The organism is Paramagnetospirillum caucaseum, assembly GCF_000342045.1.
In the GTDB taxonomy this organism is placed as follows: Bacteria; Pseudomonadota; Alphaproteobacteria; order Rhodospirillales; family Magnetospirillaceae; genus Phaeospirillum; species Phaeospirillum caucaseum.
The window spans coordinates 22,224-47,915 of record NZ_AONQ01000025.1 but is presented as its reverse complement, the minus strand read 5'-3'; the positions used below and the strand labels follow the sequence as shown (position 1 = coordinate 47,915).

General features: G+C 65.5%; 34 protein-coding genes. 9 read left to right on the top strand and 25 right to left on the bottom strand.

Features of this window, described 5'->3' with window-relative positions; all coding sequences use genetic code 11:
- Nucleotides 1-42 precede the first annotated feature (42 nt).
- Entirely contained in the window at nt 43-1,248 is a 1,206-nt protein-coding gene (locus H261_RS10945; protein ID WP_008617404.1) for an IS256 family transposase, read from the top strand.
- Here H261_RS10945 and H261_RS24820 read toward each other — a convergent pair whose 3' ends face one another.
- Nucleotides 1,249-1,518, bottom strand: coding sequence for a GNAT family N-acetyltransferase (locus H261_RS24820; protein WP_152426825.1), 270 nt, complete (start codon nt 1,516-1,518; stop codon nt 1,249-1,251).
- A gap of 112 nt (nt 1,519-1,630) precedes the next feature.
- Between H261_RS24820 and H261_RS10940 the strand changes: the two genes are divergently transcribed.
- A complete protein-coding gene (locus H261_RS10940) occupies nt 1,631-2,536 on the top strand; it encodes a LysR family transcriptional regulator (protein WP_008617402.1) in 906 nt (301 codons plus the stop codon).
- A 27-nt stretch (nt 2,537-2,563) separates the two neighbouring features.
- Here H261_RS10940 and H261_RS10935 read toward each other — a convergent pair whose 3' ends face one another.
- From H261_RS10935 to H261_RS10880, 11 genes are read right to left on the bottom strand one after another with little or no spacing between them, the layout of a single operon-like run.
- Nucleotides 2,564-3,190 (bottom strand): DUF1833 family protein, encoded by a 627-nt coding sequence (locus H261_RS10935; RefSeq protein WP_008617400.1) that lies wholly within the window; start codon nt 3,188-3,190, stop codon nt 2,564-2,566.
- A gap of 2 nt (nt 3,191-3,192) precedes the next feature.
- Nucleotides 3,193-4,428: a radical SAM/SPASM domain-containing protein gene (locus tag H261_RS10930; protein WP_008617398.1), complete on the bottom strand. Its 1,236-nt coding sequence runs from the start codon at nt 4,426-4,428 to the stop codon at nt 3,193-3,195.
- Between the two features lie 12 nt (nt 4,429-4,440).
- Entirely contained in the window at nt 4,441-5,736 is a 1,296-nt protein-coding gene (locus H261_RS10925; protein WP_008617396.1) for a radical SAM/SPASM domain-containing protein, read from the bottom strand.
- On the bottom strand, nt 5,736-6,533 hold the full coding sequence (locus H261_RS10920) for a hypothetical protein (RefSeq protein ID WP_008617388.1): 798 nt from the start codon (nt 6,531-6,533) through the stop codon (nt 5,736-5,738). Before H261_RS10920 ends, H261_RS10925 begins: the two co-directional genes overlap by 1 nt.
- 14 nt (nt 6,534-6,547) lie before the next feature.
- Nucleotides 6,548-7,591 (bottom strand): hypothetical protein, encoded by a 1,044-nt coding sequence (locus H261_RS23320; RefSeq protein ID WP_008617386.1) that lies wholly within the window; start codon nt 7,589-7,591, stop codon nt 6,548-6,550.
- Nucleotides 7,592-7,594: 3 nt separating this feature from the next.
- Nucleotides 7,595-8,071, bottom strand: coding sequence for a hypothetical protein (locus H261_RS10905; RefSeq protein WP_008617384.1), 477 nt, complete (start codon nt 8,069-8,071; stop codon nt 7,595-7,597).
- Nucleotides 8,068-11,052: a tape measure protein gene (locus tag H261_RS10900; RefSeq protein WP_008617381.1), complete on the bottom strand. Its 2,985-nt coding sequence runs from the start codon at nt 11,050-11,052 to the stop codon at nt 8,068-8,070. Before H261_RS10900 ends, H261_RS10905 begins: the two co-directional genes overlap by 4 nt.
- A 3-nt stretch (nt 11,053-11,055) precedes the next feature.
- The gene (locus H261_RS10895; protein ID WP_008617380.1) at nt 11,056-11,241 is read right to left on the bottom strand and encodes a DUF7697 family protein; all 186 of its coding nucleotides are present in this window, start codon (nt 11,239-11,241) and stop codon (nt 11,056-11,058) included.
- A gap of 26 nt (nt 11,242-11,267) precedes the next feature.
- Nucleotides 11,268-11,783, bottom strand: coding sequence for a hypothetical protein (locus tag H261_RS10890; protein WP_008617379.1), 516 nt, complete (start codon nt 11,781-11,783; stop codon nt 11,268-11,270).
- Between the two features lie 11 nt (nt 11,784-11,794).
- Nucleotides 11,795-12,754: a phage tail tube protein gene (locus tag H261_RS10885; protein ID WP_008617378.1), complete on the bottom strand. Its 960-nt coding sequence runs from the start codon at nt 12,752-12,754 to the stop codon at nt 11,795-11,797.
- Between the two features lie 27 nt (nt 12,755-12,781).
- Nucleotides 12,782-13,210, bottom strand: coding sequence for a hypothetical protein (locus tag H261_RS10880; RefSeq protein ID WP_008617376.1), 429 nt, complete (start codon nt 13,208-13,210; stop codon nt 12,782-12,784).
- Nucleotides 13,211-13,277: 67 nt separating this feature from the next.
- On the opposite strand from H261_RS10880, the gene parS reads away from it, so the two are divergent.
- The gene (gene parS / locus H261_RS10875; protein WP_008617373.1) at nt 13,278-13,709 is read left to right on the top strand and encodes a type II RES/Xre toxin-antitoxin system antitoxin; all 432 of its coding nucleotides are present in this window, start codon (nt 13,278-13,280) and stop codon (nt 13,707-13,709) included.
- Nucleotides 13,709-14,134, top strand: a complete 426-nt coding sequence (locus tag H261_RS10870; protein ID WP_008617364.1) for an RES family NAD+ phosphorylase — start codon at nt 13,709-13,711, stop codon at nt 14,132-14,134. Before parS ends, H261_RS10870 begins: the two co-directional genes overlap by 1 nt.
- A gap of 6 nt (nt 14,135-14,140) precedes the next feature.
- On the opposite strand, the gene H261_RS10865 is transcribed toward H261_RS10870, so the two are convergent.
- From H261_RS10865 to H261_RS10825, 9 genes are read right to left on the bottom strand one after another with little or no spacing between them, the layout of a single operon-like run.
- Entirely contained in the window at nt 14,141-14,776 is a 636-nt protein-coding gene (locus H261_RS10865) for a DUF6441 family protein (protein ID WP_008617363.1), read from the bottom strand.
- Nucleotides 14,773-15,069, bottom strand: coding sequence for a head-tail joining protein (locus H261_RS10860; RefSeq protein WP_008617362.1), 297 nt, complete (start codon nt 15,067-15,069; stop codon nt 14,773-14,775). Before H261_RS10860 ends, H261_RS10865 begins: the two co-directional genes overlap by 4 nt.
- A 2-nt stretch (nt 15,070-15,071) precedes the next feature.
- On the bottom strand, nt 15,072-16,094 hold the full coding sequence (locus H261_RS10855; protein WP_008617361.1) for a major capsid protein: 1,023 nt from the start codon (nt 16,092-16,094) through the stop codon (nt 15,072-15,074).
- Between the two features lie 14 nt (nt 16,095-16,108).
- On the bottom strand, nt 16,109-16,498 hold the full coding sequence (locus H261_RS10850) for a head decoration protein (protein ID WP_008617360.1): 390 nt from the start codon (nt 16,496-16,498) through the stop codon (nt 16,109-16,111).
- 12 nt (nt 16,499-16,510) lie between these two features.
- Nucleotides 16,511-17,743 (bottom strand): S49 family peptidase, encoded by a 1,233-nt coding sequence (locus tag H261_RS10845; protein ID WP_008617359.1) that lies wholly within the window; start codon nt 17,741-17,743, stop codon nt 16,511-16,513.
- Nucleotides 17,744-17,751: 8 nt separating this feature from the next.
- On the bottom strand, nt 17,752-19,182 hold the full coding sequence (locus H261_RS10840) for a phage portal protein (protein WP_040476260.1): 1,431 nt from the start codon (nt 19,180-19,182) through the stop codon (nt 17,752-17,754).
- Between the two features lie 2 nt (nt 19,183-19,184).
- Nucleotides 19,185-19,394, bottom strand: coding sequence for a hypothetical protein (locus tag H261_RS10835; protein WP_008617356.1), 210 nt, complete (start codon nt 19,392-19,394; stop codon nt 19,185-19,187).
- 2 nt (nt 19,395-19,396) lie between these two features.
- Nucleotides 19,397-21,277 carry a phage terminase large subunit family protein gene (locus tag H261_RS10830; RefSeq protein WP_008617355.1) on the bottom strand — a complete coding sequence of 627 codons (1,881 nt, stop codon included), beginning with the start codon at nt 21,275-21,277 and terminating at the stop codon, nt 19,397-19,399.
- Nucleotides 21,278-21,329: 52 nt separating this feature from the next.
- On the bottom strand, nt 21,330-21,881 hold the full coding sequence (locus H261_RS10825; protein WP_040476241.1) for a hypothetical protein: 552 nt from the start codon (nt 21,879-21,881) through the stop codon (nt 21,330-21,332).
- A 97-nt stretch (nt 21,882-21,978) separates the two neighbouring features.
- Here H261_RS10825 and H261_RS10820 point away from each other — a divergent pair, with 97 nt between their 5' ends.
- The 3 genes from H261_RS10820 (at nt 21,979) to H261_RS10810 (ending at nt 23,234) form a co-directional block, all read left to right on the top strand.
- Complete coding sequence (locus H261_RS10820; protein WP_008617352.1) at nt 21,979-22,338, top strand: hypothetical protein; 360 nt, start codon at nt 21,979-21,981, stop codon at nt 22,336-22,338.
- 42 nt (nt 22,339-22,380) lie between these two features.
- Nucleotides 22,381-22,560, top strand: coding sequence for a hypothetical protein (locus H261_RS10815; protein WP_008617351.1), 180 nt, complete (start codon nt 22,381-22,383; stop codon nt 22,558-22,560).
- Between the two features lie 95 nt (nt 22,561-22,655).
- Nucleotides 22,656-23,234, top strand: a complete 579-nt coding sequence (locus H261_RS10810; RefSeq protein WP_008617350.1) for a DUF3489 domain-containing protein — start codon at nt 22,656-22,658, stop codon at nt 23,232-23,234.
- Here the strand turns inward: H261_RS10810 and H261_RS10805 are convergent.
- The 3 genes from H261_RS10805 to H261_RS10795 form a co-directional block, all read right to left on the bottom strand.
- Nucleotides 23,210-23,401: a hypothetical protein gene (locus tag H261_RS10805; RefSeq protein ID WP_040476238.1), complete on the bottom strand. Its 192-nt coding sequence runs from the start codon at nt 23,399-23,401 to the stop codon at nt 23,210-23,212. The genes H261_RS10810 and H261_RS10805 overlap by 25 nt on opposite strands.
- A 3-nt stretch (nt 23,402-23,404) precedes the next feature.
- Nucleotides 23,405-23,674, bottom strand: a complete 270-nt coding sequence (locus tag H261_RS10800; RefSeq protein WP_040476237.1) for an HU family DNA-binding protein — start codon at nt 23,672-23,674, stop codon at nt 23,405-23,407.
- A 75-nt stretch (nt 23,675-23,749) separates the two neighbouring features.
- Complete coding sequence (locus tag H261_RS10795) at nt 23,750-23,941, bottom strand: DUF7220 family protein (protein WP_235062914.1); 192 nt, start codon at nt 23,939-23,941, stop codon at nt 23,750-23,752.
- 109 nt (nt 23,942-24,050) lie between these two features.
- On the opposite strand from H261_RS10795, the gene H261_RS25780 reads away from it, so the two are divergent.
- Together H261_RS25780 and H261_RS10790 are read left to right on the top strand one after the other, a co-directional pair.
- Nucleotides 24,051-24,215, top strand: coding sequence for a DUF6900 domain-containing protein (locus H261_RS25780; protein WP_008617346.1), 165 nt, complete (start codon nt 24,051-24,053; stop codon nt 24,213-24,215).
- A 2-nt stretch (nt 24,216-24,217) separates the two neighbouring features.
- Nucleotides 24,218-24,433 carry a hypothetical protein gene (locus H261_RS10790; RefSeq protein WP_040476236.1) on the top strand — a complete coding sequence of 72 codons (216 nt, stop codon included), beginning with the start codon at nt 24,218-24,220 and terminating at the stop codon, nt 24,431-24,433.
- On the opposite strand, the gene H261_RS10785 is transcribed toward H261_RS10790, so the two are convergent.
- Nucleotides 24,420-25,691 (bottom strand): site-specific DNA-methyltransferase, encoded by a 1,272-nt coding sequence (locus tag H261_RS10785; protein WP_008617343.1) that lies wholly within the window; start codon nt 25,689-25,691, stop codon nt 24,420-24,422. The two genes, H261_RS10790 and H261_RS10785, sit on opposite strands and share 14 nt — an antisense overlap.
- Nucleotide 25,692 lies beyond the last annotated feature (1 nt).

Sequence of the window (25,692 nt, the reverse complement as noted above, 5' to 3'; positions counted from 1 at the left end):
GGTTTGGTTGCGACACCGACAACCGAACCAAGGATGAAGACGATGACCGACGAGATGATGGCCCTTCGCGGGCTTCTGGAGAAGAGCGCTGATTCCGACCTGCTGCGCGAGATGATTGGCTTTGCTGCCGAGCGGCTGATGGCGCTTGAGGTCGAGGGACTGACCGGCGCCGGACACGGTGAGCGCAACCCGACCGTCCGACTGGCCCAGCGCAACGGCTACCGGGAGCGGGACTGGGAGACCCGGGCCGGGACGGTGGAACTGCGCATCCCGAAGCTGCGGAAGGGCAGCTACTTCCCCGGCTTCCTGGAGCCGCGCCGCATGGCGGAAAAGGCTTTGACCGCCGTCATCCAGGAGGCCTACGTCCAGGGCATCTCGACCCGCTCGGTGGACGATCTGGTCAAGGCCATGGGCATGAGCGGCATCTCCAAGAGCCAGGTCTCGCGCCTGTGCGCCGAGATCGATGGCAAGATCACCACCTTCCTGGAACGGCCCATCGAGGGCGACTGGCCCTATGTCTGGCTGGACGCCACCTATGTGAAGGTGCGCCAGGACGGGCGTATCGTCAGCGTGGCGGTGATCATCGCGGTGGGCGCCAACACCGCCGGGCGGCGCGAGGTGCTGGGCATGGCCATCGGCGCCTCGGAGGCCGAGATCTTCTGGAAGGACTTCCTGCGCAAGCTGGCCCGTCGCGGCCTGCGCGGCGTCAAGTTGGTGGTCTCCGACGCCCACGAGGGCATCAAGGCCGCCGTCTCCAAGGTCTTTAATGCGACCTGGCAGCGCTGCCGCGTCCACTTCATGCGCAACGTCCTGGCCCATGCCGGCAAGCAGGGCCGCCGGGTGGTCTCCGCCTTCATCGGCACCGCCTTTGCCCAGGAAACCAATGCCGCCGCCCACGCCCAATGGCGCCAGGTCGCCGATCAGCTTCGCCCCAGGGCGCACAAGCTGGCCGAGTTGATGGACCATGCCGAGATGGATGTCCTGGCCTACATGGACTTCCCGCAGGCGCACCGCACCAAGCTGCACTCGACCAATCCCATCGAGCGCCTCAACGGCGAGATCAAGCGCCGCACCGAGGTGGTCGGCATCTTCCCCAACGAAGACGCCATCACCCGCCTCATCGGCGCCATCCTCCTTGAACAGAACGACGAATGGGCCGTGCAGCGATCCCGCTACATGACCCTGGAAACCGTCGCTCCCCTGAGCGATGATCCCCTGGTGAGCCTGCCGCCCGTCGCGGCAGCTTGATCAACACGGCCAACCCGGCCGAGGATCAGACGGCGACACCGCTGTTACACCACGTCTTGGGACGCGATCCATGGTTCCGGCGGGATCCCCATTCACAGTCGCGATCAGATGGGTGGCAGTGAAATCATTCCCGTCCCATTCCTCCTTAAACGACCATCCCCGCTCCCCCACGTAAACAGCCGAGCGGATGGCGATGGCTTGAACCATCTCCTCAATACCACCAGCGATCTTTACCTGAATTTGATTATTTTTTCTGGTCTCGGACTGCATGGCGCACCTCGTGAAAACATGCGGCGGATCGTATGCAATCAATAGCGACGAGGTGTAATTCATAATCTGTGGCATGGTGATAAGCTGATTTATCACGGAGATGAGGCGTCCAATGCTGAGAAACTGGGAGCTTGTCTATATTTTCCTCGGGGTCGCGCGCGCCGGTTCGCTGCGGGCAGCGTCAAAAACATTGACGCTTACCCAGCCGACGTTGGGCAAGAGAATGAGTGATCTTGAAGCCGATGTTGGGGCGAAACTGTTCTTCCGGACCAGCGTCGGACTCACTCTGACCCAGGCTGGCAACCGTCTGTATCGGTTGGCGGAGCAAATGGAGCGATTGATGGCGTCGGCGGCGTTGGATATGGAGCGGAGCAGCGCCATTTCCGGTCGTCTACGCCTGGCCATGACCGATGGGATGGCAGGTTATTGGCTGGCTCCGAAGCTCCGGAGATTTCACCGGGAGCATCCCAATGTGACCCTTGACGTCCAGATTCTGGATGCTGGCCAGAGCGTCGATCTGACGAGGCGTGAAGCCGACATTACCGTGGTCTACGCCTACCCGACCGATCCGGATGTGGTGGTCCTTCAGAAATCCTCGCTGGTGCTGGTCCCGGTCTGCAGCAGATCATTCATCGACGACTGGGGGCGGCCAACCTCTCTTGAAGACGTCGTCAACTTCCCCGTCTGTGCCCATGTCATGCATTACCGGAAGGAAGGGGGAATGCGGCCATGGGCGGAAATGCTGGAGCGACACCCCATGGTGCCCTACAGAACCGGATCATCCATCGTATTGGGGAACGTGACACGGATGGGAATCGGCCTGTCGCTTCAGCCGGTCGGGCTGCTGGACCGGGAGCCCGACGCGGTGGCTCTCGATCTCGGTGTCCGAGCTGAGTTGCCTTTCTTTCTGGTCTGCCACAAAGATGTCAAGGACGACGCCACGGTCAGGACCATGATACGCCACCTTTCCGATACTCTGTTCCGAGACGAAGGACCGGGATCGCCATCGCGAAAATAGGATCACCACACCACCTTTCGTGAGCTTTCATCCCCCCAGCCCCGGAAAGCAGCGCTGGGTATAGGTGCGCCAGGGGAAGGCCTTGTTGCCGATCTGGGACATCTGGGCGCGGGCGGTGATCTGGGTGGCGGTGCAGTTAACGTGGACCAGGGTCATGGTCAGCGGCGGGTCCATCTGGGGACCGTCGAGATCGATGTCGAGATAGGGACGGTAGGTGACCTCGATACGGACCAGGGAGGTGGCGGCGGCTTCGAGCGGCTCCATCAGCTCGCGGCCGACATTGTCCATGGTGACGGTGAGTTCGGGCACCGGGGCGGAACTGACCTCGGGTAATTGGAAATCGAAGGCGAGCGCGATGAAGGGGACCATCTGGCCGGCATTGACCGGGGCGTCGGGCTCGAGGCGGGCCACCAGCCCGACCCGGCTGCGGGCCTCGGGGGTCATGACGTCCAGCACCGCTGCGACCTCGGCGCCGCCGCGTTCGCGCCAAGTGACCTCGTCTTCGTAATTGCGAACCACCCGGACAGCGGTGGGGTTGCCCAAGTCATCGACGAAGGCGGGATGGCGCAGTTCCATGGTGTGGAGCGGAATGGCGTTGGTGGGGCACGAGGCATAGGCCTCGCGGATCGCCTCTTCGAGAGCGGGATCGGGCATGATTACCGGAGAGTCTCGATGTCGGTGATCGCCATGCCGGTCAGGTGGACCATGGCGCCCGACATGATTGCCGCGTGGAAGGTGAAGCTGTTGCGGCAGGTGGCGTCCCAGTCGTCGCCCTCTGCGTACATGCAGGCCCCCTGGCACAGATGGACCACCGGGCAGGCCATGCATCCGGGCCGGTGACTGAAATGCGTCGCGGTGTCGAGACGAACATTGTCCATGGCGGAGACGTGGCCGATCCGCATTTCCCGGTCCGGGGTGTTCTGGCAGGTGAGCACGTTGCCCTTCAAATCCACCGCGATCTGGTGATGCCGGTCCATGCCGCACCGCTGCCCCACTGAGGACAGCGGTCGCCGACTGGCCAGCGACAGGTGGAAATCCCGGACCTTCTGGGCGATGGTGATGTTGCGCAAGCCCTCGCCGCTGATCATCTCGTCCAGCAGGGAGAGGCGGATGGCCTCGTGGTCCACATCCGACAGGGGGGAGGTCTGACCGCCATCGACCTGCACTAGGCCCTCGGTCGAGAGGGCGATCTCCTCCACGCCCAGGGCCTTTTCCAGGTGGTGGCGGATGCGGCCAAGACTGAGATTCCCCGGCGTAAGGACGCAGTTGAAGTTGACGTGATGGGGATGCTCGGCCACCAGCCACCGGATGGCCTCCAGCGCCGCCGGGATTTCCAGCGGATCGAGGCCGCGCATGGATCTCTGGCCCGGCCCATCATGGGAGATGGCCAGATGCAGCCCCATCTCCCGCGCCCACCGGGCGATCTCCAGGGTCAACAGGGTGCCGTTGGTGATGACCAACATGTTGGCCTTGGGGTGGCGAGCTCGTAGCCCGGTCACCAGAATCCGCAGCTTGGCCATATGCAGCAGCGGCTCGCCTCCCCAGATCTCGATGCGCAGGTTTTCATCCCTGTCCGGCCGCCACCAAGTGTCGAGGCCCGCGAGGAACACCTCGGCATCGAGGGTGCTGGTCTTCTCCTCCCGATGAGTCACCTGGAGGCAGTAGGAGCAGGCCATGTTGCAGGCCAGACCCATCTGGATCTTGAGGCGCTTGAACGGGCCGCCCTTGTATCCAGGCGTCGATGGCGAGACCAAAACGGACGGTGGGGTGGCGCAGTCCTTCTCGACCTCGGCGAAGGGCTGGCCGTCGATAATCAGGCCCGACGTCGTGGTGTCGTAGATGGCCGTCTTCGACGCGCCGTCCGGCCCCATCAGATGCAGGCGGAAAAGCATGGTCGTTCCCCTTCAGAAATCGAAGCTGGTGATACCCAGATGGCGGATGCGCTGGCCTTCGATCCGCAGCAGTTTGGCCCCGGTCAGGGCGTAGAGCAGCGTCGCCAGATAGACCAGGCCATGGGAGAAGTTGTTGTCGCAGGACAGCACGCGCTCCCGGCCCTCCATCATCATGCAGGCCCCGCCGCAGCTCAGCAGCGCCGGGCAGGAACTGCATTCCGGCCGGTGGTGCCACGAGGTGCTATGGCCCAGCCGAATGGCGTCGAAATCATGGACACTGCCGATCTTGTGGGTGGCCGGGCTGGTGTTGTGGCAGACGATGACATCGCCGCTGAGCGTCACCGCCAGATGCTCGGGGTTGTCCATGTTGCAGCCCTGGCCACGGGCGCGGGCGGGAACCGATTTGGCGAACTGGTAGAGCAGATGGCGGAGCGGCGCTGCCACGATGGCGTTGGCGAAGACGTAAGGGGTGCGGAACTCCCTGGCCAAGTCGTGGCGCATCGCCGTGTATTCATCAGGATTGCCGGGCACCAGATGCAGCCCGGAATCCTTCGTGGGCGGGTATTTGAGCCCGCTGCTGGAGACCTGGATGTCGGTGGTGCCCAGCCGGTCGAAGAAGTAGTGCAGGAGGGCGATGGGGCTGTGATGGGGCAGCGACATCACCGCATGGAACTTGGCGAAGGTGCCGAGCCGGGCGAACAGGGAGCGGATGGCCTCCAGCGTCTCGAGGGTGTCCAGCGGGTCTTTCCCCCGCAGATGCTGTCCGGGGCCGTCATGGGAGACCGTCACCGAGACGTCCCCGAGGCTTACCAGCCAATCCACCTTGTCCATGTCCAGCAGCGAGCCGTTGGTGGTCAGCCGAAGCTTGACCTCCGGCCAACGGTGGCGCAGTCCTTCCACCAGGGGCTTGAGCTTGTGCCAGTAGAGCAAAGGCTCCCCGCCCCACAGTTCGACCACGGCCGGCGCACCGGATATCCAAGCATCAAGCCCGGCGATGAACGCCGCCACGTCGGAGGGTTTCTCGTCATGGGCTGGTCGTGCCCGGTCCTGGACGCAATAGGCGCAGGAGAAATTGCAGGCCAGCCCAAGCTGGATGCGCAGCACTTTGACGGACCTGGATTTCGGTTCGGCCCGCTCCCTGGTGGTACCGGGAGCGTCGCGCAGCGTCTCCCCCTCATTGTCGTAAACCACGCCCAGGGGCGAGATGTCGATCAGCCGCCCGGCCTCGTCGGTGAGGCGGCTGGTGCGGATGTCCAGGACGAGCCGGAAGGTGGAGCCGTCCGGTCGGCGCATGATCAGGGTGAACATCACACCTCCCCGACCGGAAGGGTGATGTCGGCCAGGCCGGTGTAGAAGCGAAACCCGGCCTTGACCCGCACGGTATCGCCACTGACCAGGCCGAGGGCGCCGACTCGGAACTGTCCGACGCCGTTGACCAGGTCAACCCGCCGCTTGGGCAGATAGCCGTTGACCTCTTCCAGGAATACCGTGCTGGACACGGTGTCCCGAATGCTGCCATCCGCATTGGTCGCCACCACCTGGATAAGGGCATACGCTTCCGGGCTGATCCCGGACGGGCCGGACAGCTTCAATCCCGGCATCGCCGAAGCCCTGATCTCGTCTGCGGTTCTGGCCACCATCTCCACGTTGGTGATCAGGGGATAGTCCGAGCCGATGAAGGCATGCAGGGCGCAGTCGGTGAAGCTGCATCCCTTCTCGGGCACGTAGAGGTGAAATGCAGTATGAACCCTGTTTTTGATGAACTCGTCGGCCCCAGACCGCTTCGACAGGTAGGTGTCGAGATCACGGTTGTATGGCGCTTCGACCTGACCCCGATAATGGAGGGGGAACACGATGCACGCGCGATCCGAAACCTCGGTCAACGTCTGGAAGCAGTCCCAGTCGAATGGTATCTCGGGACCAACAAATATGCTTTTCCCGGCCAGATCAGGGTGAAGAGTATCTCCGTCAACCGGCGCCACCGTTCCTGGGGAGCCGAAATGATAGGAATCCTCCGAATAGACCCGGCTCGTAAATCCCGAGGCGGAGACGCTGACGGCAAAGCCGACGCCGACCTTGCCGGTGACCGTATAGCTGATGGACATGGCGATTCCCCGGTTCAGCAGGAGCAGTCGCTGCACGCGCAGGTGCAGTACGAGCAGTAGGAGCAATAGCCGCCCGACAGCGTCAGCACGCCGTTGGTCAGGTTGCCGCTGAGGCTGCCGCCCAGCGACAGCTGGCGGGCGAAGATATTGGCGAGGTCGGTGCCGCTGGCGATTTTGAAGCCGGTAGCGGTGGAGGAGCTTCCCGATGTGGTGAAGCCCGGTGCCGTCAACGACCCGGTCATGGTATCCCCGGTCTTGGCCACCCGGCTGGAGACGTCCACCCCGGCCCGGATGGTCGCCACCGTGGTGGTGGCCGCGTCGGACAGGCCCAATGTGGTACGCTGAGCCGCAGCATCCACATCGTCGAGCAGGGCGCGGCCGGCGGCGGTCAGGTCCGCCAGGGCAGCGCTGCCCCCTCCGGTGAAATAGGGCAGCTTGTTGGCGGCGCTGACCAGACCGGCCAGGGCATCCAGTTCAGCATCATGGGCCTGAACATGGGTGCCGATCGCCAGGCCGAGATTGCTCCGGGCCGCCGCCTTGTCGGGCAAATCGGCGAGATTCTGGGCTGCCAGCATGTCGCCGGCTCCGATGCCGTCGAGACCCTTGGCGGCCAGAACCTGCCAATAGGCCACATCGGGCGGCGGCTGGTTGGTGCCGGGAGCAATGGCGACATAGGACGAGCCGCTTAAGGATACCGCGTCATGCACGGCATAGGCGGTGACGGCGGACCAGGGTCCTTTCCAGGTGACCTTGGCCACCTGGGCTGCGCTGGCCGAGGCGGCAGCAGCCAATTCGCTGGCCTGGGCAATGGCAGCGGACAAGGCAGCCGCCTCGGCATCGGCGGCGGTATCGGTGACCGCCTGATCGATGGAGCCGATCCGGCTGGTGATGTCGGCTTCCATATCGGCCATCGCCTTGGCCACCGTCTTGACCGAGCCAGTACCGGTGGCCACGGTGCTGCCTGCCCCCGTGGCGGGGCCATGGGCGACGTCGTGCAGAATCTGCGCCGCCCCGTCGGCCTTGGCGGTGGCGGCGAGAAGGTCGTCCTTGATGGTCATGGATCAGGCTCCGATGTGATCGGACAGGATGATATTGGCGAGGGAATCGAGGCCGGTGACCGCGCCGGACAGGTCGGTCCAAGAAGAATCCAGCAGGATGTCGAGTTCGGCCTCAGATAGGACCGGGCGGTCACGGACTTCCAGTTCCACCGTCACCAGCCAGAAACCGCCCGAGGACAGCGGCGCCTCGTACTGTTTGGTGAAGCGGGCGACATGGTCGATCACGCCAAGACCGCTGCGCAGCGGGATCACGAACCACTCTGCCCCGGCCTTGCCCTTCCACTGGTACCAGGCGTCGAACACCGCGTATTGGGCATCGGTGAAGCGCCATTTCACCGGAATTTTGGTCGGAACTTGGGTGAACTCGCGGCGCTGGCGGGCCGGTCCCTGCTCCATATCGGTGCGGACCACCCCGTCGGCGGGCTTGACCGCGTAGGGCTCCGCCAGCGGCATGGGCAGGGTGGCGGGAAAGCGGATCATCGATAAGCCCCGTTGGCGCGGTTGAGTCCGTACTGGCGCTCCAGCACCGGAGCAATGCCCTGGCCGCGGACGATGTCGCCGGACATGGCGTCGGTGATCTGCTCGACGATGATGTCGAGCGTCAGACCGCCGCCGGAATCGCGGCGCTGCGCAGTGCGTGCCTGGGTGCCCTGGGGCGTCTGGATATTGACCGAGACCGGCACACTGACCATCACCGGGGCATCGTCGCGGGGGCGCAGGTTGAAGCGATGACGAGGATCGCCCCGCGTCAGCACCTCCTCACCCTTCTGGGCGATGATCGGCACCTCACCGGGAACTAGGCCGCCCCGATGGAAGCGAGGCGCGCCGATGAACACCGCCGGATCGAACGACCGTGTCTCCAGCCGGTCGAGACCGATCAAGCCGCCGGTATGGGCGATGGCGAAAGCGCCGGTGTCCGGCACCGGGACGGAACCGCTGCTGGTGCCACCGCTGCCACCGGAGATCCAACCACCGAGGCCGCTGATCATGGAACCGAAGATGCCGCCGCCGGCTCCACCGAAGATGGGCGCCACCACCGACATGCGCCAGGCGGCGCGCAGGGCCTCCTCGGCCAGGCTGTTGAATAGATCCTGCCCGGCCAGCTTGCCGGTCATGGCCCATTTGACGAAGGCATCCTCGCTGGCCCGCAAGGCCCCCGACATGGCCCGCTCTGCTGAAGCCGCCGCGTTGCTGGCTTCGTCGGCATAGGCCCGCACCGCCCGGATGGCGCCGTCCTGCCAATCGCGGCTGGCGGCCAGTTTGTCCTGCTCCAATTCCCGATAACGGCGGGTATAGGCCTCTTCCGACAAAGCGCCGCTGGCCCGCTGCTCGTTGAGCTTGGCCAGTTCCTCGGCAAACCGCTGCGTGGCGTCATAGGCCAGCGTGGTTTGGCGGGCCTCGTCCTTGACCGCTTCGGCGTATTGCCGCGAGCGGGCCGCCCGGTACTCATCCACCTTGGGATCATCCTCGGCCAGCTTGTGGCCGCGGGCGAATTTGGCGACATCATTGTCGATGGTGACGTCGCGGACTTTGGTGCGTTCACTGCTGCGCACCGCCTCGGCCAGACGAACCTGGGCATTGATCTCGCGTTCCAGATCGGCGACGGCGCGGGCCGCTTCGCTGTTGGCGCGCGATTTCTGAACCTGGGCGTAGGAGGCTGCCAAGTCGCCATTGGCATCGGTCAGCCCCTTGGAAGCCTGCTCGGCCAGCCAGTTGGTCCGTTCCGCCAGAATGGTGTCGGCCACCGAGCCTTTGGCCGCATCGGCGAGGCGGTCATTGGCGGCGGCTTCCTGCCCCATGGTGCGGATCAGGCCGTTGGTCTGTTCCAGCAGCTTGGCGGCGTCGATGCGGCGCAGCGCCCGGTCGTATTCGGCCACCGCCGCGCCGTTATTCTTGAAGGCGAACTCCAGCACCTTGGCGGCTCTGGCCGCGTCGATCTGGGCCTGTCCGCCGGTGCGGGCGGCTTCAGCCAGACGTTCCTGGCCACGGGCCTGGAGGTTTAAGCCCAGCACCTCGGCCTGGGCCTGGGCGGACATCTCTCCCGCCCCCTTGGCTTCGGCCTCGCGGGCCAGCAGATCCTTGATCTCCTGTTCCTTGGGCTGGGTGCGATAGACGCCACCTTGCTGGAACAGCTCCTTCTCGATCTGGCGAAAGCCCTTGGCGGCCTCGTATTGGGCCTTGGTGCGGGAGAACTCGGCGTTACCGGCGGCGCGGGCCGTGTTGAGCCTCTCCTGCCATTCCACCTCGAATTTGAGGTCGGTCAGCTTCTCCAGATAGCTGGGCTCGCGCTGCTCGGCCCGGACCCGGTCGCGCTCCATCTTGGCATGGGCTTCCATGCCCGCCCGCTTGCGGGTGATCTCGTCGAGATCAGCGGCGACATCCTGGCGCTCGGCCAGCAGGCGGCGCAGTTCCTCGTTCTCCTCCCTGACCGCCTGCACCACCACCGAATGGGTGCCGGCGGGCAGCGGCTTGTCGAGCGCCTGCTCGCCCCCCAGGGCGGCGATGCGCCGATCCAGATCGGCCAGCCGCGACTTGACGGTGGATTCGCCCGGCGTCAGCGATTCCAGCGTCGCCGCCCCGGCATTGGCGCCGCCCGACAGAACCTTGCGCAGCCAGGGGGCGTTGGTGAAGCCCTGCCAGGCATTGGCCATGCGGGTGAAGGAGCGCTCGGCGGTGTCGGCGCTTTCCTTGGCCGCCTCGTCAAAGCCCCGCAGCGCCTTGATCAAGGTGTCGCGGAAGAAATCCGCCGTGACCTTGCCCTGGGTGACCATCTGGCGGAACCCGCCCGAGGGCAGAGCGGCGGCGCGGTCCAGGGCCTGCAACAGCCCCGGCATGGGCTCGACGATCTGGTTGAGTTCCTCGGCCCGCAGTGTCCCCGACGACAGCCCCTGGGCCAGACCGAACAGCGATTGCTCCAACTGTTCGGACGAGGCGCCCAGGGCAATGGCGGTGGACTGGAAGCCCTCCAGCAGGGCGCGGCTCTCGCCGGTGGTGATGATCCCGGCCTTCTGCAACGCCGCCAACCGGGAATAGGCCCCGACCACCGTCTCCAGCGCCGTGCCGGTCTTCTGGGCTTGGGCATAGAGATACGAGGTGGTTTCGGTCAAGGCGGCGGCGCCGACCAAACCCTTGAGCCGGGCCTCCAGGCTTTCTACCTTGATGGTGGACTCGACCATGGCCTTGCCGAAGAAGCCGATGGCCGCGCCCGCCGCCAGCCCGGCCGGGCCCAGCGCCATCATCACCGAGCCGATGGGGCCGAGGCGCGAGGCGAACCCCGCCATGCCGCCCTGGATATCCTGGCTGACGGCATTCATGGCTAGCAATGACTTCGACGCCGGTTGCGCCGCCGTCTCGATCCGGGCCAGCGCCTTCTGGCCGTCGTTACCCAGTTGGATCAGGCTACGCCGAACGGTTTCGCCGTCCTGCAGGGACAGGCGGATGGAGACGGATTTGGTGGCCATGGATCAGGTCTCGGTTTGCTGCTTTGCCGCTCCCACCACCATCCCCCGCTCGGCGAAGGGCAGCAGCCGAGCCAGCAGGGTTTCATCGTAGCCGAGTGCCTTCGCCTGGATCAGCAGGGCCGGAAGGTCGAGGCCGGTGATGCCGCCACGGGGGCCGATGCGAATAGCGCCGATGGCGCCGGTCAGCAATTCCCAGGCTTGCCAGCCTGCTTCGGTCAGGGGGGCGTTGCGGTCGTAGGGGCAGTCGCAGTTTCCGCCGCAGCCTCGGCAGTAGTCAGGCCCGCCGCCGAAGTGCCATTCGGCGCGGGCCTGGAGACGTTTCCCTCGGCGATGACCGCTTCGTGGGTTTCGGTGTACTGGACGACGAAGGACTCGGCCATGCGGGGAAGCTGCATCAACTCGGCGATGGCGGTGTCGGTGACTTCCGCCGGTTGATCGGCCTCGTCCAGCACGCCCTCCCATTTGGTGATGGCGGAACGAGCGAGGCCCTGCGCGAACAGCATCTGCGACAGTCCGGCCAGGGCGTCCTCGTCAGACAGATCCGGCAGGCCGGTAATATCGGCCCCGGCGGCTTTCAGATCGGCATGCTCGGCGGCGATGGCGCGGGCCATGCGCCAGCCCCGCGACCGGGCGGCCTCGTAGACAGCCGTATTGAGCGGGCGCACGAACACCCGCACCCCATGGGGCAGATCGAGCCAGTACGGCTCCTTAGGCAGGGAGAGTCGGATCATGGGAGCCGCCTTCAATAGGAGGAGACGTCGTTGACCAGGGTGACCCGCAGCAGATACCCGGCCACCGGACCGCGGGCCGCCCGCCAGTCGTAACTGGCCTGGATGCCGCCGGGACCTTTGATCTCCTGCTTCTTCTTGGGCAGAAAGACACGGGGCAGATGGAAGGTCAGCGCGAAGGGCGAGCCGGGGATGGTGAAACCGTATTCCATTTCCACCGGGCTCTCGGCGGCGATGGCGGACGTCAGCGTGGTGTCGGTACCGAAGCGGACATCCACCGAACCCTCGGCGGTAGCCTCGGTCTCATCAACACCGTCGATCAGCCCGTCGGCGCGGATGGTCTCGACCCGCTCCAGGTTGTTGGAAAACGACAGCTTGCCGCCCACCACGTTGGCCAGTTGGCCACCGCCGACCCGGATGGCACCGCTGCCCTGGCTGAACCGCTTCAGGGCGAAGGTGGTCGGGGTGGCATCAATGGTGGTGGCGGACTCGGCCTCGCCCTGGGCGATCACCGAGAGGGTGGCGTTGGCGGCACCGGAGCGGGCCATATCGAAGGACAGCTTGTCCAGCTTGGCCCCGCCATGGCGGAAGAATTTCGGTACCGCCAGTTGGGCATGGCCGACCTCGATGGCGAGGCTGGGCAGCGTGCCGCCCGAGGTGAATACATGGTCGAAGGTGCCGTCACCGTTATCGGCGGTGGCGGGGGTGCCAAACAGACCCTTCAGCCAGAAGCCGAGCGCCCGCACATCCAGCGGCACGCCGATTTCGCCTTCGTCCTTGATCGCCTCGTAGAACGGGTCCTGGGCGTCACGGCCCTGGCCCAGCAGCGGGTCGTAGCCCAGCGGACGCTCGGCCCCCAGGCTCGATTCCTTGAACGACAGCCGGGTATAGCCATCGGCAGGCAGGGTGCCATAAACCGTCTCGAAGGCGGCCAGCAGGATGCAATCGGCGCCATAGGCCCGAGTTTTCGCCATGGGGAACTCCCATATATAAGATGTGGCTCAGCCCAGCGGGTCGCTGGAGCCGTAATGGATGGTGATCGGTACCGTGGCGCCGCGCAGGGCAGCAGCTCCGTCGATGGCTAGGCCGGAAGTCTTGGGAGCGCCCCAGTCTAGCCATTCCGCCAGACCACCGAGGGAACGGTCGGCGGCCAGCGCCGCCCCTACCGCCGTCAGCAAGGTGTCCAAAGCAGCGCTTTCGTCGGAGGCACCACGCTGGATGATCACCTCGACCTCGGTCTGGTGTTCCCAGAGATAGGAGAGCGGTGATAGCAGCACCTCCGGGTCGCCGGGATCACCGTCACGCAGGATGATCAGGCCACCGGCGGGGACCGCTTCCGGCAAAGGCGCCTCCCGTTTGACCGTGGCACCGGGCACCGTTTCCAGCCGCACCAGCAGGGCGGCGAGGATCTGTTCGCGGACGGTTGGCATGGATCATCACCCTTGCATTTCGGCCATTTGCACGTACATACTGGGCATATCGCCAAGGAGAGCCGTTATGCCCACGCCAACCGCCATCATCGACGTCGTCGGAGGCCCTTCGGTCGTCGGTTCGCTGATCGTCAATCAGTTCGACCTGATTCGCGCCGTTCGGGCCGGACTGCCCGTCAACGCCGTCCATGCCCTGATGCAGTCGGGGCGGTTGTCCCGAGCGGAGACCGACCGGGTGGTGCTGCCGCGCAAGACTCTTGCCCATCGGGAGCGCATCGGCACCCTGACCGTGGATCAATCCGACCGTCTAATGCGGGTCGCCCGTGTCCTGGCTGTCGCCGAGGAAGTCTTTGGCACCCAGGACAAGGCGCATCGCTGGCTACGGCGGCCCACCAGCGCGCTGGCGAATGAGGTTCCCCTCGATCTGCTCGATACCGAGGAAGGGGCTCGTGAAGTCGAAATCATTTTGGGCCGCATAGCCCATGGGATCGCCGCCTGATGCGTCTGTGGCGACTGGCCCGTGAGGCCCATTCCGCCCTGGACGGCGAGGGTGCCCGCATGTTCGGGGGGCGCTGGAATTCACCAGGGCGGCCCGCCGTGTATTGCGCCGGGTCGGCCGCGCTGGCCGTTCTTGAGGTTCGCGTCCATATGGACCTGCCTCTCGACCTTCTGCCCGAGGATTACCGGCTATTCGCGGTAGAGACCGGCGACGCGGAATTCGAAGACGCCCCGCCCCAAGCGGTGGAGACGGCCAGGGCCTTTGGCGACGCGTGGCTCGCCTCGGGGAGATCGGCGATTCTGCGGGTGCCGTCGATCATCCTGCCCGAAGAATGGAACGTCTTGATCAATCCACTTCATGGCCACGCACAACACATTCAGGTCATATCGCGGCGGCCCTTTTTGTTCGATTCACGATTGTTCTGATCAGCGTTACGGCCAATTCCTGACGATCATCTCCGGCAGCGCCGAAGCCCACCGCTCGGCGACGCCGTCCACGTCGAGGCGCTTCTTCAAGGAGACCTGCGGCACCAGGATGAACATCACCACACTGGTCATCCCACGCCCGGAGCGGAGTGCCGAGGCGCTGCCCTTGGCGAAACCACCCCGCTTGCCGGTGCGGACCCGCATGTTCTCGGCCACCAGCAGCGAGGGGGCACCCCGGCGGTAGATAAACCGCAACCGGCTGCCGTGCATCTGTTCCCATAGGCCGGGCGTCATGCGCTTGCCGCGGGCGCCGGTTCCGGCGGCGGGTGTGGGAATGGCCAACCAGAAGCCGTGCTTGGATTTGATCACGGCACCCTGGTCGAAGGCGCGGATGATGGTGGGAGCCCTGGTGAAGACGAAGCCCGCCGCCTTGATGCTTTTGCGACCCTTGGGATAAAGCTCGGCCCGCCAAGTTTTGGCGAGGCGCTGGCCCATGCCCGCCTCGGTAACCTGGCGGCGGAGGTCGGCCTTCAACCCGTCGGCGGCTTGGCGCATGGCGGCGGTGACCGCGTCCTCGGCGGCCTTGATTTCCTCGGCCATGATCTTGCGCAGATCGCCGGAAATAGCCGCCGCCAGTTTCATGCCGGTCTCACGTCGATTGTCCAAACCAGCCGCTCGGCATCCAGACGGGGTTCGCCCTGGACGACGAAGCTGTCGCCATCGTGGACGATCACATCCCCCGCCTGGGGTGCCGGAACCTCCCGCCGCCGGATCTCGAACACCGCCGTGCTGGTATGCACGGTGACGTCCGAGAATTCGATATCGCGGTCGGGCCGCCGTACCAGGGCGCGGATGGACCGGCCCTGGTAGCTGACGGTAACCGCCATGTTCGGATCGGCGAACAGGTCGTCGATGGCGTCGGCAAAGGCGGTCATGGTCAGTTGCCCGAGAACAGACGCACCGCTAGACGCGGCCGCTTGTTGACCGGCAGGATCGACGCCTCGGTCTTGACGTCGATGGCGCTGCCATCCTGGCGGGCAAGCTGCCGGGCATACATGGGAACGCCCAGGGTGTTGACGGTTTCGATCAGATTGGCCGGGGCGCCATAGGTGACGAAGGTGTCCATGGTACCCAGCGGGAAGGCGATGCCCTCGCCGGCCGGGATCAGGGTTTCGGTCGCACCGGTGGAGAGGGTGACGGTGGCGCTGTATTCCTCGAACACCATGCCGGCGAAGGGGAAGCGGCGGCGGACGTCTTCCCGCAGCGGCTGAGCACCGGTCGAGGAATAGTACTGGTACGCCTGCTCGACCTTGGCATGGCTGATCAACTTGTCGAAGAATTCCGGGCTGACCAGGGCCAGCACGCTGGTCATGGTCTCGCCCTTCAGTTCGGTCTCCACCTTGCGCAAGGTCTCGCGGATCTTGGCCTGGACATTGGTGGTGGCGGTACCCAGGGTGAAATCCACCTGCTGGCGGCTCAGGGCGAACTCGCTGAAGTAGTCGTACAGGGTCGCACCGGAGCCGTCGCGAATGATGCCGCGGAGCGCATTGACCTCCATGAACTCCCGAGTCTGGGCGTGCTTGCTCCGCATGCGGGTCAGCTTGCGTTCCATCACCGTGGCCAGCGGATCGGCGGCATCGGCGACGCCAAAGCCACGCACGCCCTGGACGTCCTGAGGGGTGATGGAATCATCGTGCGGAATCCACGGCACGGTGAAGGAGCGCATGGACCGGGCATCACGATTGGCGACGGTGGCCGGGCCGCCCAGGGGAACGGTGGGCAGCAGGTTGAGGACACCCTCGGCCTGCTCGATGATGACGCTGCGCTGGGTGACGCCCTCGAAGCGGAACAGCCCCATCTGGCCCAACCGGGTGTACAGGTTGGGCAGGATGTTGATGGCCTGGGTCATCTCGGCGAGCGAGTAGCCGCCCACGTCGAAGGGATTGATGATCTGGGTCATGGGAAAGGCTCCGATCAGACGGTGGCGCGGGCGACCAGCCCCACGGTGGCAAGCTGGACAATCTTGGCGGCCCGTTCGGCAGGTTGGTCGACCGAGGCATCGAACGCCAGGGCACCATCGGCCAGAATGACGGGACCGCGGGCGGCGATGAGGCCGGTGACGGCGGCATCGGTGGCGTCCACCGCGTCCAGCAGCACGGCGACGGCCACCTCCGCCCCTTCGTCCCCCACCACCTCGGCGGCGGGGGACAGACGGTATTCATCGCTGGCGGAGATGCGGCCCAGCACGGAACCCAGGGGATAACTGGTCCCCGCCTTCAGGGTGACGGTCTCGCGGGTGTAGCTGGCGTTCAGTTCGAACTTCAGCAGATCGCCCAGGGTGGGCGGAGCAGTCAGCACAGGCATGGGGGCTGTTCCTTACTTACGGGCGGCGGCTTCACGGGCACGCCGGACGATGGGGCTTTCGGCTTCGGACTTGGGGGCGGCTCCCGCCGGAGCGGCGGCGACCACATCGGTGGCCTCGGAGCGCTCAGCCAGTTGCTCCAGCACGGTGCGCCGCAACGCCTCGGGGCGGATGCCCTTGGCCATGGCCTCGGCGGGATCGATGGTCACGCCCAGCCGGGCGGCCTGGGCGGCGATGGCGCTGATTTCGGAATATTCGGCGCGCAGGCGCTGTTCCACCTGGGCGGTTACTTCGCCGGGCACCGGAACAATGGCTCCCGGAGTGGGGCGCTCGGTTTCGATGACGGGGATGTCCCCCGTTTGCTCGGACATGGTGGTCTCCTTGGGTTTGGACAGGACGGGGGAACGGATAGACGGGCGCGCCAGCACGGCTCCGAGATCGGCCAGGGCAACGCGGAGCGTGCCGACCTTGTCGGCCAGACCGGCGGCCACCGCCTGGTCACCGCGATAGACCGCAGCCTCGGTGGCGCGGATCGCCTCCGGCGGCTGCTTGCGGCACCGGGCCACCAGAGCGATGAAGCGATCATAAAGGGCATCGACGTCAGCCTGCAGACCGGCACGGGCAGAGTCGGACAGCGGCTGGTGGGGATTGCCATCGACCTTGGCGGCACCGGCATGGACGAAGGTCCACGCCAGCCCAGCCTGGGCATCGGCTCCCGATTCGTCGCGGTGAACAGCCACGACGCCGATGGACCCGACCTCGCCGGTCTGGGTGACGTAGAGGCGGTCGGCGGTGCAGGCGATGGCATAGGCCGCCGACAGCGCCGCTTCATCGGCTACCGCCCAGATGGGCTTGCCACACTGGCTGCGGATGGCCTGGATGTGGTCGACCAGATCGAACAACCCGCCCACCTCGCCACCGGAGGAGTCCACATCCAGCAGAATGGCGCGAACGCCGGGATCGGTGGCTGCCGCCTCGATGGCATCGGCGATGTCGCCATAACCGGTCAAGCCGCTGGCGGCGCCGAGATAGCCGGAGCGGGCCACCAGGGTTCCCACCACCGGCACGATGGCGATGCCGTCGGGCGTCACCGCCACATCGGCGGATGGAGCCGTATCACCGTCGAAGGAGATGGACTGCCCAGCCAGCCGGGGGCCGAGAGCACCCAGGATCACATCCAGCTTACTGCGGGCGACCAGCAGCGGCGTCCCGTACAGACGAGCCGCGAGATGGGGCAAATCGTGCATGTCCGTCCTTACGATGTCGGTGGGGGCAACAAGAGCGGTGTCGGATCGGAACCGAAGGTCAGTCCCAGCCGCTGTTCGCGTTCCCGATCAGCGGCGATCTCGGCATCCACCTGCTCGGCGTCGTAGCCGCGTTCGGCCAGTGCCTGCGTCCTGCTTTTCAGACCCGCCCCGATCTGCTCGATCTCGGCCTTGGCGTCCTTCAGCGGATCGACCCAGTCCCATTTCGGCGGCAGCCAGGAACAGGCGATGAAGCTGGCGCGGTTGCGTTCATAGCCGGAAATGTCGAGCGCTCCGGACAGGACGGCCACATCCAACCAGCGCTGCCACACTTTCCTACACATTTGGTGGACCATCACCGAGTGCTGCCATGCCTCGACCCGGCGGCGGAATTCCAGCAGCGCCATGCGCGAGTTGGAGTAATTGGCCTTCAGCATGTCGTTGGACAAATAGGCGTAAGGGATGCCGGTGGCGGCCGAGATCTGCAGCAGCGTCCGATACTCGAATGGCTCATACGATCCGCCCACATCGGCGGGGGCCGAGGTCTGTATCTGCTCGCCCGGCTCCAAGGGCACCACCTGGCCGGGCTGGACCTCGACGATGCGGTCGCCGGAACCATCGTCGGCTGGGGTCACATCGATAATATCGGTTGGTGCCGGCGAGATGACGAACATCGCGTACATCGCCGCGATCTTCTTGCGCTCCAGTTCGGCGTCGTCGTACTGGTCGAGCAGGAACAGCTTGACGATGGCCGGGGCCAGACGGGAGACGCCGCGAAGCTGGCCGGATTCCACCGGGTCGATGACATGGATGATTTCGGCAGCCGGAACGCGCACCATTTCGCCGACCATGCCGGGGTCGGTGAGATCACCGGGATGACGGCGCAGGAACCAATATGCCACCCGCCGACCGATGCGGTCGAACTCAATGCCCTGACGGATGGTGTTGCCGTTGGGAAGAACCTCGGTTCGGGTCAGGGGTAGCATCTCGGAGGGCAGCATCTGCAATTGCAGCGGCACCGTCAGGCCGTCTTCCGGACGACGCGGGCGCAGGCGGAAGAACACTTCCCCGGCGATGAACACCTCGCGGGCGGCCCGGCGCTGCTGGCCATAGAAATCGGTCAGTTCCTCGGCATCGGATTCGTCGGTCCAGGCCAGCCAGAGCTGCTGCACCAGGGTCTTCAGATCCTTGTCGGCGATCAGGGATGACGGCTTGATGCCGGTGCCGACCGCGTTGCCGGTCCAGCTTTCGGCGGCATTGAGGGCATAGCCGTTGTTGCGGACCAGATATCGGGCTCGCGCCGTGATGTCGGAACCGGTGGCGGAGATCAAGGTGTTGACATGGGCGCGGCTGGGCTGGAAGCCCTTGAGCCGGCGGCTGCCCTGGGCGGCCTCGAAGCCACCGATCAGGGCACCGATCCTCCTGCGCAGTCCCGACAGCATGATCACAGCCCCTTGGTGGCGACGGCGAGAATTCGGCGGCGGGGCTTCTTGCCCTCCAGCACGGCGATGCGGCGGTCCAGATCGGTCAGGACATGGTTGGCCTGGGTCAGGTCGTATTGGACAGTGCGGTCGCCCACCGTGACACGGGCGACCAGCGAGTTGCGCCGCGCCAGCACTCGCTCGCGCTCAGCCTTCATCTCGTCGAGAGTCATGATCAGTGCATCCCGCTGAACTTGATGATCCGCCGGGGGCGACGGACGGTGCGGCGGATCTGCCCGGCCTCCGGGTCACTGGCGGGAAGCCGGTCGTTCATCGCCACCTGCTTCTCGAGATCCCGCCATTTGGCCTCTGACCAGCGGTCGGCGCCGACGATCCAGGCGGCGGCGCGGGCATAGACCCGGCAATCCAGCGCCTCGTTGCGCTCGCGCAGCTTCTGCCATTCCAGCTTGGTGAAGCCGCGCCGGTTTTTGACCGTCACCAACTGCTCGGCGACGAACTGCTTGCACCACTCCGAGTCCGCCCACGATGGCAGATGCACCGTTCCGGCCGGGTAACGGATTCCCTCGGCCAATTCCTCGTCGGTGGGGCGCTCCAGGCGCAGGAAGCGGTAGGTTTCGGTTTTGAAGGTGGACACCGCCACCGTCCACAGCCGGGCACCGCGGCGGATCTTCTTGCCGCCCTCGGTGGCGTCCACCAAGGTGGGACCGGACACCGGGCTGGAGCGGTTGAAGCCCTCGACGCCCTTGATCGGCGAGACCTGGCCGACGCCCATCCGGCGAGCCCAGGTGTAGACCGCCGAGGATTCGTAGCCGGAATCGATGGCCAGACGGGCGATCTTCAGGGCCGCGCCGCTGGCATGGGTCCAGGTTTGCCCCAGCACCCGCTCCAGCGCCGCCCAGGTTTCGGCATGTTCCGGCCCGCCGTCGATGACGATGTGGTCGATCAGCCAGCTTTCCAGGTTGCGCCCCCAGGCCCAGACATCGATCTCGACACGGTCCTTCTGGACGTCGGCCCCGGCGGTGAGAAACAACCCGCCCGCCGGGACGGTGCCGTTGCTCCAGGTCTCGCGACGATCGTAGAGCCGCTGCCAATCGGGAGCCTCGCCGGATTCGGTCCAGGTTTCGCCCAGCACGGTGTTCTTGAACACCCGGAGCGCATCGTCATTTCCTTGCGCCGCTTCCCACAGGCGGACGATGTCCCGCCACGACTGCCAGCCCGGCGGCGAATACAGCGCCGAGATGTGAAAGCCGATGGTACCGGGATCAGTGCCCGTGGCCGTCGCCCGCCAAACGCCTGCCGCCAGCATCGCGCCTTTGTGGTGCTCGGCGATCTCCTGGTCACAGGATTCGCAGTGATAGCGCACCGTCTCGGGGCGGCCCTTGTCCCAGCGCAGCCGCTCGAATTTCAGCCACTGCATACTCCCGCAATGGGGACACGGCACGAAGAACCGGCGCTGGTCGCTGGCCTCGTATTCCCGCTCGATGCGCGACATGCCCCGGATGGTCGGGGTCGAGGCCAGGAACACTTTTCGGCGATGGGCGAAGGTCAGCGAGCGGGCCTCGGCCAGCCCGACCGGATCACCTTCCTCGTCGGCGGAAGCCGGGTAGGCATCGACCTCGTCGAGAAACAGGTAACGGGCCGGCATGGAGCGCAGGCCGACAGCGCTGTTGGCCCCGGTCAGCACCAGGGTGCCGCCGGGGAAATCCTTCGACAGCATGGTATTGCCCGCGTCACGCGACCGGGCCGGTTTGACCCGATCGCGGATCGCCGGGCTTTCCTCGATCAGAGGGTCGATGCGCTGGCGCGACGCCCGCTTCGCCATCTCCACCGTGGGCTGGACGCAGAGCATCGGCCCCGGCGCATGGTGGATGACAAAGCCGATGAAGCAGCAACCCGCTTCAGTCGCCCCCACCTGGGCCGCCTTCATGAACACCACCCGCTGTACCGGATTGGTAGGCGACAGCGCGTCCATGATGTCGCGCATGTAAGGGGTACGGGCCGTGCGGTACCGGCCCGGTTCCGCCGAGGCCCGGCTCGACAGCATGCGGTGCTGATCGGCCCATTGGGATACGGTCAGGCGGGGATCAGGACGCATCCCGTCCTGCCATGCCAGCAGCACAGCATCGGCCCCACGGAACCCAAGCGCGTCATCGGAAGTTCGGTTCGATGGCGGCGAGTTCGTCGAGATGGGCGTGGACATGGGCTTCCAGCAGGGTCTGCATCACATGCGGGTCGATGCCGATCTCCGCGGCCATCTGCCCGGCGACCCGCGCCGGCCAGGTGATCCAGGAATCGCGCTCCTGCCGGGCCAGCTTGAACACCAGGGCGGTGGCCCGCGCCCGATCGACCACCTCTTCCTTGAGGCGATCCACCTGGATGCGGGCTTTCTGGGCCTTGGCGACTTCATGGGCCGTGCGGGCTTGGTTGAAGGTGGCGCCGGAGGTGCTGGGCAATGGCGGAACGGTCTCGCGCTGGAGTGATGGCGACGAGGATGGCTTCGGGGTGGGGGATGGCATTGAGGGCGGCGGTGCTGCCGCCCGTCGGGCCGGGTCGGTCTGGGAATCCCAGGCGGCGTCGGCCTTTACCGGGTCGATGGTGCCATCGGGCTCCTGTGGAATCCGGCCCGTCTGAACCGCCTTGCGCACGGCGGTATGGCTGACACCACGCCTGCGGGCATATTCGCGAACGGACACCCCCATGATCGAAGCCTTAAAACGAAAGGAAATGATCCGCTATTCCAGTTGATGTGCCGGGCCGACAGAGCGATGGATGGTTCCACGAACAGAGGAGACCAGCATGACGATCCTGCCGACTAACAACACCGAATGGGGCTTCTTCGGTACCATGGCCGATCATGCCGACCCGGCCGAAGCCTGGAAACTGGCGATGCCCGCGATCCAGACCGCCACCGGCTGCCCGGACACGGCGGTGCGCGATTTCCTCGACAGCACCCAGGGCCGCCACTTCGCCGACGACGTCGCCAACGGATTGTTTCGCTGTCTCGGGCTGGCGGCGGCAATTGACGCGGCGGTGGCCCGCTGGATGGCCTGGACCATCAGCCGCCACACGGCGCGGGAAACCGGCATCCCGCACGGGCTGCCCTACCTCACCGGCTTCGTTACCCATTTCGAAATCATGGCCGACGCGGCAGCCTGACGTCCGACCTCGCCGGCAGCACCGTCAAGAAAGGAGACATGGATGACCGACTCCGCCGAACTCGACCGCCTGCGCACTGATAATGCCGCCATGCTGGAAACGCTGCGGGCCATCGACCGCGCTGCCACCGAGATCGAAACAACCGACGGGCCCGCCGATGACCGCGCCATGTGGACGGCGATTTACGAAGCCCGCCGTCTCCTGGCCAACATGGCCGCCTGACGCCCTTGGTTCCCGCATCGCCCGACCGGGTCCGCCCGGTTGGGCTCGAGGTGGTAGGGCGCGGATTGACCGCGCCGCACCCGAGAGGAACCACCATGACCACGATTCAGCTTTCCGACACCCAATCCGTCATCCTCGCCACCGCCTGCGCCCGCGAGGGCGGGCTGGTCCTGCCGATCAGCACATCTTTGAAGGGCGGTGCGATCGACATGGTGCTGACCAGCATGATCAAGAAGGGCCTGATCGAGGCGATTCCGGTTGAAGCCGGTGCCCCGGTCTGGCGCGAAGACGAGGACGGAACCCCGCTAACGCTAGTTGCCACGGCCGCCGCCTACACGGCGTTGGGCATTGTCGCCGACACGGGCGCGGACACGGCGCCGGAAGAAGAACCGGCGACTGATATGGCCGACGAGGCAGAATCCCCGCCCACGGACGCCCACGTCGCGAAACCGGCCCGCAAGTCCCGCGAAGGCACCAAGCAGGAGGCGCTGATCGCCATGCTGAAGCGGCCCGAGGGCAGCAGCATCGCCGAGATCACCGCCGAGTTCGGCTGGTTGCCACACACCGCGAGGGGAGCCATTGCCGGGGCCTTGAAGAAGAAGCTCGGCCTGGACGTCACCAGCGAGAAGATCGAAGGCCGGGGCCGGGTTTACAAATTGGATTCTGTAGTCTGACGGCGCTCGATTTCGCTCAGCACCATCAGCGCCAGATCGAGGGCCGGCATATCACCGGCCCTCGACGCACGTTCAACCTGCTGGCGGGCCACTTCGAGAGCGGTTTGACCGTAGTGATCGATCAGATCGTCCGCGCTGCGCGCCACCTGCTCGGGATCAACCGCCATTGGCTACAGGGTCTTCTTCAGTGCCGCCGAGGTGCTGAACTTGATCGAGGTCGAGGCGGCAATGTCGATGGTCTTGCCGGTCCGCGGATTGCGACCCTGACGGGCCGGCCGCTCGGACTTGGAGAAGGAGCCGAAACCGATAAGGCTGAAACGGCCCTCGGTCTTGACGCCTTCGACGATGGTGGCCAGCACCGCTTCGACGGCGGCATCAGCCTGGGCGACAGTGCAGCCAGCGGCTTGGCGGATGGCCTTGGACATGGCGGATTTACTCATGATGCTCTCCCCTCGGAAATCAAGGCCGGAAGAGTAGATTCAGAGGCGGACGAATCCAAGCCCGCAATATCATCCTCATAGCAGCCGTTCAAAGACCCGCCTCAGCATGTAGCTCCTGATCAGAGAGACCAGCAAAAACACCAAGCCGATCGCCAGATCATCGGCCAGGGTGATGTGAATGCCGAAGATCGGGAACACCACCACCTGGGTGGCGACGGCGATGCCATAGCCGATCACCACGTTGGCGACGGCCTCGACCATAGACATGCGGTGGGATTGGCCCAATCGATCACCTTATTGAAATTGCACGCTTAATCGACTTGATCTGTCGGCGACATAGAGCGGTACTGGCCCCACCACAACGGAGGCCAAGAGCATGAAAGCCCGAGACCAAGCCCTGACCGAGATCGCCACCCAGATCCTCGACCTCGAAACCCTGGACACCCGCAACAGCGACCGCCTCGACTTCCACGAGTTGTCGGTTTGGCAGATCAAGAAGGCCCTGGAAGCCGCATTTACCGCTGGCCAGGAGGCGAAGTGACCATGGCGGCCCGGTTGACCGTTCGCCCAAGCGCCTTGCTAAAGGCACATCCGCAATGGTCGCAGACCGACTTCGAGTACTTCCGGGGCCGGGACTATTCCAACCAGCAGATCCTGGAATTCTGGAACCGTGATCTGCGGCTCGGTTGCAAGCCGCTGAAATGGAAGCCCACCGACGCCAAGTACCAGCATTCCCTGCGCCGGATCACCCGGCGCTGACCGCTTTCCCGGCAGCAATCTCCTCGAAGCACCGACCGTCGCCATCCAGAATGGCCTTCTGTCCGGTCATCTTCTGCCAGCGGCCGACGGTCACATCGGCATAGGCGGGGTTCAATTCCATGGCGAAGCAGACCCGCCCGGTGGTCTCGGCGGCAATCACCGTGGTACCGCTGCCGGCGAAGGGTTCGTAGACCCCGTCACCCTCGGCGCTGTTGTTGATCATCGGCCGACGCATGCATTCCACCGGCTTCTGGGTACCGTGGACTGTGGCCTCGTCTTCGTCCCCGCCCGAGCCGATGGCCCACACGGTGGCCTGATCCCGCGCTCCCTGCCAATGGCCGGTGGCGGTCTTGCGCACCGCGTACCAGCAGGGCTCGTGCTGCCAGTGGTAATGGCCCCGGCTGAGGACGAAACGCGGCTTCGACCAGATGATCTGCGACCGGATCTCGAAGTCACAGGCCCGCAGCGACTCGGCCACCACGCCGGCATGGATACCGGCATGCCAGACATAGGCAACTTCGCCGGGAAACAGCGCCCAGGCTTCGCGCCAGTCGGCACGATCATCGTTGGCGACCTTGCCTGTGCGGGTAGTGGTCGAAACTCCAGCCTCATTGCGCCATTCCGGGGCATATTCGACCCCATAGGGCGGATCGCTGACCAGAAGATGGGGTTTTGCCCCGCCCAGCAGGCGATCCACATCGGTCACCACGGTGGAATCGCCGCAAAGCAGGCGATGCTGGCCCAAAATCCACAGATCACCCGGCCGCGTCACCGGATCGGCGGGCGGTTCCGGCGCCTCATCCTCGCCCGCGCCGTCGCCCTGGCCCGTATCCTCGTCATCAAGAGGGGCCATCAGCGCCTCCAACTCCTCGTCGGAGAAGCCGATGATGCCCAGATCGTAGCCGTCGCCGTTCAGCGCGTGCAGTTCGGCCGCCAGGGTCTCCTCATCCCAGCCAGCATTGAGCGCCAGTTTGTTGTCGGCCAGGATATAGGCCCGCCGTTGGGCCTCGGTGAGGTGATCGAGCAGCACCACCGGCACGGTGTCCAGGCCCAGCGACTTGGCGGCGGCCAGCCGGCCATGCCCGGCGATGACGTTGCCCTGGCTGTCGGCCAGAACCGGGTTGGTCCAGCCGAATTCAACGATGCTGGCGGCGATCTGGGCCACCTGGCCATCCGAATGGGTCCGCGCATTGCGGCCATAGGGGATCAGCCGGTCGATGGGCCAAGCCTCGACCGTTTCGGGAAACGGATGGGTCATG